The sequence below is a fragment of the Ferdinandcohnia sp. SAFN-114 genome, from assembly GCF_059415045.1.
In genome coordinates this window covers 1-7,956 of record NZ_JBPFDQ010000146.1, presented here as the reverse complement: position 1 = coordinate 7,956, position 7,956 = coordinate 1, and the positions used below count along the sequence as shown (strand labels likewise).

The 7,956-nt window shown below is 36.4% G+C and carries 12 protein-coding genes; 2 read left to right on the top strand and 10 right to left on the bottom strand.

The window, feature by feature from the left end; all coding sequences use genetic code 11:
• Positions 1 to 66: 66 nt before the first annotated feature.
• The 9 genes from ACR65M_RS25955 to comGA all read right to left on the bottom strand — a co-directional run bounded on the left by ACR65M_RS25955 (position 67) and on the right by comGA (position 4,891).
• Complete coding sequence (locus tag ACR65M_RS25955; RefSeq protein ID WP_440274852.1) at positions 67 to 264, bottom strand: YqzE family protein; 198 nt, start codon at positions 262 to 264, stop codon at positions 67 to 69.
• 17 nt (positions 265 to 281) lie between these two features.
• Positions 282 to 812 carry a shikimate kinase gene (locus ACR65M_RS25950; RefSeq protein ID WP_440274851.1) on the bottom strand — a complete coding sequence of 177 codons (531 nt, stop codon included), beginning with the start codon at positions 810 to 812 and terminating at the stop codon, positions 282 to 284.
• 78 nt (positions 813 to 890) lie between these two features.
• Positions 891 to 1,274 carry a competence type IV pilus minor pilin ComGG gene (gene comGG / locus ACR65M_RS25945; RefSeq protein WP_440274850.1) on the bottom strand — a complete coding sequence of 128 codons (384 nt, stop codon included), beginning with the start codon at positions 1,272 to 1,274 and terminating at the stop codon, positions 891 to 893.
• Positions 1,271 to 1,708 carry a competence type IV pilus minor pilin ComGF gene (gene comGF, locus ACR65M_RS25940; protein WP_341330882.1) on the bottom strand — a complete coding sequence of 146 codons (438 nt, stop codon included), beginning with the start codon at positions 1,706 to 1,708 and terminating at the stop codon, positions 1,271 to 1,273. The genes comGG and comGF overlap by 4 nt, the downstream gene beginning before the upstream one ends.
• Positions 1,701 to 2,042 (bottom strand): prepilin-type N-terminal cleavage/methylation domain-containing protein, encoded by a 342-nt coding sequence (locus ACR65M_RS25935; protein WP_440274849.1) that lies wholly within the window; start codon positions 2,040 to 2,042, stop codon positions 1,701 to 1,703. The genes comGF and ACR65M_RS25935 overlap by 8 nt, the downstream gene beginning before the upstream one ends.
• A complete protein-coding gene (gene comGD, locus ACR65M_RS25930; protein WP_440274848.1) occupies positions 2,026 to 2,478 on the bottom strand; it encodes a competence type IV pilus minor pilin ComGD in 453 nt (150 codons plus the stop codon). The genes ACR65M_RS25935 and comGD overlap by 17 nt, the downstream gene beginning before the upstream one ends.
• A complete protein-coding gene (gene comGC / locus ACR65M_RS25925) occupies positions 2,450 to 2,779 on the bottom strand; it encodes a competence type IV pilus major pilin ComGC (protein WP_440274847.1) in 330 nt (109 codons plus the stop codon). Before comGC ends, comGD begins: the two co-directional genes overlap by 29 nt.
• Before the next feature lie 14 nt (positions 2,780 to 2,793).
• Complete coding sequence (comGB, locus tag ACR65M_RS25920; protein ID WP_440274846.1) at positions 2,794 to 3,837, bottom strand: competence type IV pilus assembly protein ComGB; 1,044 nt, start codon at positions 3,835 to 3,837, stop codon at positions 2,794 to 2,796.
• The gene (gene comGA, locus ACR65M_RS25915; RefSeq protein ID WP_440274845.1) at positions 3,815 to 4,891 is read right to left on the bottom strand and encodes a competence type IV pilus ATPase ComGA; all 1,077 of its coding nucleotides are present in this window, start codon (positions 4,889 to 4,891) and stop codon (positions 3,815 to 3,817) included. Before comGA ends, comGB begins: the two co-directional genes overlap by 23 nt.
• A 366-nt stretch (positions 4,892 to 5,257) precedes the next feature.
• Between comGA and ACR65M_RS25910 the strand changes: the two genes are divergently transcribed.
• Positions 5,258 to 5,950, top strand: coding sequence for a helix-turn-helix domain-containing protein (locus tag ACR65M_RS25910; protein ID WP_121447195.1), 693 nt, complete (start codon positions 5,258 to 5,260; stop codon positions 5,948 to 5,950).
• 77 nt (positions 5,951 to 6,027) lie between these two features.
• Positions 6,028 to 6,270 (top strand): DUF2626 family protein, encoded by a 243-nt coding sequence (locus ACR65M_RS25905; protein WP_121447196.1) that lies wholly within the window; start codon positions 6,028 to 6,030, stop codon positions 6,268 to 6,270.
• 26 nt (positions 6,271 to 6,296) lie between these two features.
• Here ACR65M_RS25905 and ACR65M_RS25900 read toward each other — a convergent pair whose 3' ends face one another.
• Positions 6,297 to 7,415, bottom strand: a complete 1,119-nt coding sequence (locus tag ACR65M_RS25900) for a class I SAM-dependent methyltransferase (RefSeq protein WP_440274844.1) — start codon at positions 7,413 to 7,415, stop codon at positions 6,297 to 6,299.
• Between the last annotated feature and the right edge of the window lie 541 nt (positions 7,416 to 7,956).

Genomic DNA, 7,956 nt, shown 5'->3' with positions numbered 1-7,956 from the left:
CAAATTAATGAAAAAGTGTTAAATTTAATATGGATAGGTGTTTTATATATGTCTCATTTGGCTAGGTCAGTTCAAGCTCTCTTCTTTTTTGTTTCTTTTGAACATAAGGGAAACAGCGAGCGGCATGATTCCAAACCAGCGATTGGTTAATGGTGGTTGTTCTTCCTTACGCTGCTTGCGTGTCGCCTTACGCACTTCTTTTGGCTGGTCTAAAGTCTTGACTATTTGTTGGGTCACAAACTTCACATAATCGTTTGTAGACATAATAACACCTGCCTTATTCAAGCTTCAGTGATATTATTATTTCCATTTTTTTGCGAATGTAACCACGACACTATGTCGTCGACAACTTCGTCTAGATTTTTATCGGTTGTGTCAATCTTATAATGTGCCTCATTGTAAAAAGGCATTCGCTCACGATATAGTTTTCTTGTATTTTCCTTTTTCTCTGAATCAAACAATGGTCGAGATGGGTCAAACTGAACACGTTCAAAAATTTGCTCAATGTCACAATATATGAAAATGACGTGACCATTTTGCATCATCCACTGACGATTTTCCTCTTGAATGACAATTCCTCCACCGGTTGTGATTACCATATCATTTGTTGGTATTTCTTTTAGAATTGAGCGTTCATAGCCTCGAAAAGTTTGCTCACCTTCTTGTGAAAAAATATCAACAATCCTTTTTCCTATCTTTTCTTCAATAAATTGATCCGTATCAACTACCGGCATGTTTAAGACTTGCCCAAGCTTTTGTCCGATTGTTGTTTTTCCTGCTCCCATAAATCCTGTTAAATAAACGGCTTTCATTTCTCTACTCTCCTAAAATGCGGCTAATATGCGTCCACTCGATTTTTATAAATTATAACAAAAACACCCATGTTTGTCTTAACGTAATTCAATCCAAGAACTTATCACTTTCTTCTCATAATCATATACAAAGCGCGCACTATATTTACGCTGTTCCTTTGTCGTGCAAGAGATGGTAATTTGAGATGTTGTGGTCGTTAATGGCACAACAGTATACGATATTGTTCCGTTTGAAAAGTTGAGAAAACCAGTTTCTCCTGTGCTTTCTACATCCTCCTTTAATTTAGCCTGTATTTCCCCAACTCCTAGTTGCATTAGGTTCTCCAATGTGAATATCTCCTCTGTTTCCTTTGAAAAATCTTTTTCCGTCATATACGCATTTACTTGAAACGTGAACACAAGAAAAAATAAAAAAGAAATCGCAATTGTAACCGGAAGAATAAAACCTTGTTCATTTTTCATGCTTCCTTAACCTCCACTGTTGTGAATGCGGAAATAACGGCTTGATACGTTTTCCCATCTACTGTTACCACTGAAATTAAAAAACCATTTGTTTTCGACTCAAATGTCACACCAGTTATTTGCTGAAGCAACACCTCATGACCTTTTCCGTTTACCCTTCTTCTTATTTTGTCATTGTATTTTTCAAAACTCACTAACTCACCAGACGGATTTTTAAAAAACACTGAAGTATTTTTTGATACGGTTATTTCACTTGCTTCACGGACTTCCATTTTCATTTGTTGAATTAAAATTTGCCATTCAAGTTTATTGAACTGGTCATTATTATCTCGGAACACTACACTAAGGAAAGGTGAAATAAATGAAAGAATGACTAGCAAAATTGAAAAAGTTACTAACATCTCAACTAAAGTAAAACCCTTGTCATTACTCACCATGTAGGTATCCACATCTTTCGTACGTTTTGGAAAGCTTGTCCTCCCATGTTATACAAAGCTCCCATTTTTGCAACTCCTCATTAAATGTCTTTGAAAACAAATAGGTAACGCCGTTTTTTATGATCCTATCTAGATCTGATTCATCCCCGTTGTACTCCTTATTGAGCTCCTCTGATAATAATTGTCTCCCCATATTATAGATATCGGTGTTTTTTCGTTCTGTCATGATAAGCAATAGCTGGGGAAGGAGTGTTGCACAAAGCATAAGCCAAATCGAGACTGCAAGGAGCATCTCAATTAATGTAAAGCCTCGCTTATTCCTTACTAACATAAAACCTACCCTTTCCCAACAAGAACGTTACAGTGTATTTGTTATCCTTATACAAAAACAAGATCTCCCCCGAACGCTGAATATTCCCATTACTTGTAAATACCAACCTCGCCCCCAGTGTAGTGATAATGATTCGAATCGCTGGGTCAATCTTTCGAACTAATATCACATCATTCGTTTTTGCACTGCTAAGCTCATAATATGAGCCGCTTACACTGAAATAAAGCCTTGTTGACTCATTATGGCTGATTGCATATTGTTGGCTGTAAAAAATATCATTTTGCAGCTGTTCCAAAAAATGATCTATATTCTTTGATTCATGTAGTGGTCTTAGCTGCAGAAGACTTATCGAGGATATGACAATCACAATTGATAGGACAATTAGAGCCTCGATTAAGGTAAAACCTTTATGGTTGAGTAGAGGCTGTATTTTCAACTTGTGTAACTTTTCCGTTTCCATCAATTGTAATGGTGTCACCATTTGGACAAGCTGGGATGCCATTTTTAAGATATTTATCATCTGTTAAATCTTGTTTTGTTGGGGGCTTGTCATTTTCCAACTCATACGCCTGCACCTGCGCTTCAACCATTTTCACAAGTGCATCACACCCTTTATCCTTAATAACTGAATTATGCTTCGTCACATTGGGCACAGTTATCAAAAGCAATATCGATACAACTAATAACACAATTAACATTTCGACAAGGGTAAACCCCTTTTGATTTTTCAGTTTCATCAACATCTACCTTTCTATATTCCATTTAATAGTTGAAACATTGGTACCATGATGGCTGCGTACATCAATATGATGATAATTCCGATGGTCGCAAAAAGGATTGGTTGGACGACTGCTAATAATCTTGTAACGTTTTCCTCGGCTTTTTCCATTACATATTGGCTATAATGCTGGAGTTCACTAGCTAAATTTCCGTTAGATTGGCCATGTAAAATAATCATCGCTAAATCTGCCTCGTAATATTCTCGCACCCTCAAAATGTCTTCGAATCGATTCCCCGCTCGTAGAAGCTGTTTCATTTCTTTTGCTTCCTCTCGAAAAAATGGCGAGTGGAGCTGCTGTTCAAACATCGTTAACGCTTGAAAAATCGATAATCCACCTTTTAATAAGTTACTAAGTTGCACGGAAAAGAAATGGGAATTAAACATAACCGTTACTTTTTTTAAAATGGGAATTTTTAAGAGCAGCTTCATTTTTTCAACCGGGGTAAGTTTTTGAAAATGAAGAAAATAGTACGTGAGGCCAATAATCAGTAGCAAACCGACAATGAGGAGTAAATATCGGTTTAGCTCAGGGAGCCTTAATAAAATTTTAGAAATCAATGTCTGTTCATAACTCATCGAGGTAAATAAGCTTTGAAATTGCGGTAAAAGGATTTTTTCAATCATGGTAAACATGAATCCAACAAACATTAACAAAGCGAGTGGATAACGTATTATTTTTTTTCCTTTTTCAAAATGTACAATCTTCTTCTGCAACATTGTACTTCCTTCACGGAGGGCAAATGAAATATCGCCATGCTGCTCGGCAAAGTACAAGTAACCAAGAATATCCTTATGAAATCCCACCTTGCTAAAGGCAGTATATAAGGATTCACCTTGTTTACAGCTTTCAATGATGACTTCAATGTCCCTGTTGTGCTTCTTTGGCAACTGGAACAAAAGGAATTGTGAGGCTTGTTCAAAGGAATAGCCTTGATCAAGAAGATTACCGATTCTACTCAAATATAATGATTGTTCCTTTAAGGTCCAATTCTTATTTCTTTTCCTTGATATCATTGACAACCCATCTTTCTAGCGCATCCGGATATAAGTATCCAAGGGCAATTCCTTTCTTAATGACATCCCTTAATTTTTCGTAGCGGTATTCTGCTTTGTCACCCCTCGCTTCCTTCATTACTTCATTCAGGGCATGTCCGTTTAAAAGCTCGTACACCCCCACTCGTCTTACTTTTCGATACTTTTTACATTGCGGGGAGCATTTCCCTTCACAATACGGACATTTGAGATCAACCAGCCTTTGTGCTGCGATTGCTATTAATGTTTGCTCAATTTCCTGCAAGGACACATCAAATTCTAATAGCCTATAAATCGCACCTTGTGTATCTCTTGTATGCATCGTTGTTAAAACCAAATGACCTGTCATTGCCGCTCGAACAGCAATTTTCGCGGTTTCTGAATCCCTTATTTCACCCACCATGATAATATCGGGATCATGACGCAAAATGGCCTTCAATCCATGAGCATATGTGATTCCGGCTTTTTCATTCACCTGAACCTGAAGAACATCTTCACTTTGTTTTTCAATGGGATCTTCTAATGTAATGATATTTCGGTTGAAAAGCTTCTTCGTTGCGTGTAGTAAGGAATAGAGGGTGGTTGTTTTTCCTGATCCTGTTGGTCCAGTAAAAATAATTAACCCGTGTGAATGCTTCAGAAGTGAAAGAAGTTTAGTTGTCATTGTTGGAAAAAGCGATAGATTTGCAAGAGAATAGGTTGGTGTTTCAGGTAGGATACGTATGACTAGACTTTCGTTGTAGGGTGTGGGCAGTGTAGACAATCGAAGATTAATGTTAATACCTTTTAGATTTAGGGTTATTGCACCGTTTTGTGGTCTTCTCCTTTCTCCAATATCCATTCCAGCAAGGAATTTATAATGGGAAATTAACCGTTCGCAGACATCCTTTGGAATCGTTTGCTTATTGAACAATTCACTATCGAGTCTGTATTGGACAACGGCATCATTGATTTTCGGAACAAAATGGATGTCTGATACATTCATTGACCAAGCATCCTCGATCAATAGGTCACCAAGCTGTTCGATTTCACTCAAATAATTCACTCCTTTTCGAACTCTTATTTTTATTTTTTCTCTTGCAGGTAACATATTTCAACAAATATCTACAAACTCCTTCTTTTTATAAAAAAATATTTGTGAACTTTATTTGAACATGAGGACTTCAAAAAAAAATAAAAATACAACCCCTGCCATTAGGGTTGTATTTTGGTGGAAATTTGAATCTATTATTAGGAGGAATCAATACATTGTATGTCCGGTACCTGCGAGTTATGCCAATTCACTTGAAAAATATGTTCGATTATTTATGAACTTTTACCTACAAGTGATATAAATCACTTATTGATGGTATTTAACTGTACTATAATTGGGATATCATTAGGGTCGCAAGGAGTGAAGACGGTGGAACAAACACTGAAAATAACAAACGTTTTAGCAGATCCAACCCGTTATTATATTTACCAATATATTATTAAACAAAATAAAGATGTTACCGTTCAAGAAATTGCAGAAGAATTTGAAATTCATCCGAATGTAGCAAGGCTTCATCTAACAAAGCTTGAAGATGTCAATATGCTTGTTTCAGAAGCAAAGAAAACTGGAAAAGGTGGCAGACCTAGTCGTCTTTATCGACTATCGGATGATCACATTCAAATTAATTTCCCGTTTCGGGATTATCAACTGCTTTCAAAAATTGCCATAGAAACGATGGCTACACTTGGGGACGTGGGAAAACAAGCACTTGAACTAACAGGCAGAAGGTTCGGAGAGGAACTAGTGAACCATCAAATCCCAGTTTCAATCCATGAGCTTACCTTTGATCAAAAGCTCGATATTTTAAAAAAGGCATCCACAGTTGCGGGTTTTTATCCAGATTTAGACCATAATAAAGATAAGACAAAAATCTTTTTAAAGATTAATAATTGTCCATTCAGAGAAATTGCTCAAGAAAACTTTGAAGCCGTTTGTGGAATGCATCATGCATTTCTAAGAGGAATGTTTGATTTACTCTTTGAAGACGTGGTACTGGAGGAGTCCGAAAATATCATTCTTGGTTGTAATTCCTGCAGTTATCACGCAATTGTCGCAAAGTGATGTTTACATTTGTGCAATCGTTACATTATAATAATAAAAGTGATGTTAAATCATGTCTAAGGGGGGGAAATATACATATGGAACGTATGTACCGAGTTTTAGGTTTTTGGACAGGTATATTTGCAGTAATGTTCTACGTTGGTAGTATGGATGTTCTAGCACTAATTTTCTTTGCACAAACCGGATTTTTCGTCCTTTTAAGCTATTTAAAATTGTCTGAAAGAATGTACATTTACGTGTTTGGTGCATATTTAACTGTTTTCTTCTGTGCCTTCTCTTACTACACCACATTTATGATGCCACTTGGTGGAGGTCACTAAAAAAAAGCGATGGAGACATCGCTTTTTTATTTTCCTTGGAAGATATTTTCCCAAGATACTTTTACATTTTTTTGCTGTATGAGAACATGAAAGGCTGCACTCATTCCACTATCCATTATAAGAGAACGAATCGCTCTGTTTTGTTTACTTTTTTCTGAAAAGGGATTAGGGTCAAAATTATCCTGTAAAAACGTAAGAATCCCCGCCTCTAATAAAAATTCATCCTGTCTACATTTCTTCACGAATTCAAGTCCTAGCTTAGAACTATATGTAACAAGCGTGTCAAAATGAATATGGGTTGTTAAATCCATTTCCCCTGGGTGCAAAAGTGGGTTATGTATTAATTGATGATTGTAGTACCCCCTAAGACTCCCCCTTATTCTCGCTGTTTCTTTCCATTCAGCATTCGTATACCCATAATCAACCGTAAAAACAATAGCATTCCCTAGAAAACTAGTTAGTTCTTCTAAGTAGGAAAGCATTTGAAGTGGAATTTCAAATCTTTGTCCATTCGTCAGTACGATTTTGTTAGCATCTAAGTATTTATTAATTTGTTCATCCGTAAGTGGTACAAGAATTTCGGTTAATTGCTCTTCCTCTGTAAGAGTGATCTTCACCTCATAAATAGTATTATCTTTTTTCTCAATCACTCTCACCGGAAAAGCATCAAATAATTCATTTGAAAACACTATTCCATGAAAAACTGGGAAATCTCTTTTTGCTTCATCAAGACTCTGATACTGAATCACTTTTTTGTCTACAGGTAGAATATCTCGCTGCAAACGTTGATGGTACGGACTTGTTTCTATCATTATATAGGTTATTTTTTGATAGGTTTCAATAAAAGAATCTTGTAATTCGTCAAGAACAGCCTTTGCAAATCTACCATTTCCACCACCTATTTCACAGATATATGGTGGAATTTTTTCGAGAGCAATAAGCTTATGAAAGAGGGTTGCAAACAGTTTGCCAAAAACATTGGAGATATTACTGCTCGTGATGAAATCCCCTTTTTTCCCAACCTTTACTTGGTCTTTCTTGTAATAGCCTTTATTTTCATGATATAACACAGTATTCATATACTGTTCATATGTAATCTGTTTGTTTAAAGATGATTGAATGGCATCTTTTAATATGTCTAGCATATGCTCACCTTTTAGAGGATGTTCAAAAAGTCGTCCGAAAATGACACATTGAATTTCTGGGTAAACTGCTCCAAGTACATTGTGAATAACCTGGTTATGCGCTTGCGTCTACTAGATTATTCAAGATGTACATTCCTCAGCGCAAGGCTGCAAGGAAGTTAACTCAAGCAGTTGCCTCGCTCCGGTACTCGGGAGCTCGCACCGCCTTGAAATTTCGACACCCACATGATGTGCTAGTGTTGACAAGACATGAGGCCGTGGCGTTGTCGACGCGGTCCTTTTCATCCTTCTTTTGAACATTTATTTTTACTATTTTTCACCATTGACACAGTGTTTATATTATTATATTGTAAATTTAGTAGCTTACAATATCCCTCCCATTATACGGATATATAAGTATTGGCTTATGCCAAATTTGACATTAGGAAGGAATTCTTAATGTTAAAAACATCCCCCAGAAAAGGTCTGTGAACTGACCTAGCCAAATGAGACATATATAAAACACCTATCCATATTAAATTTAACACTTTTTCATTAATTT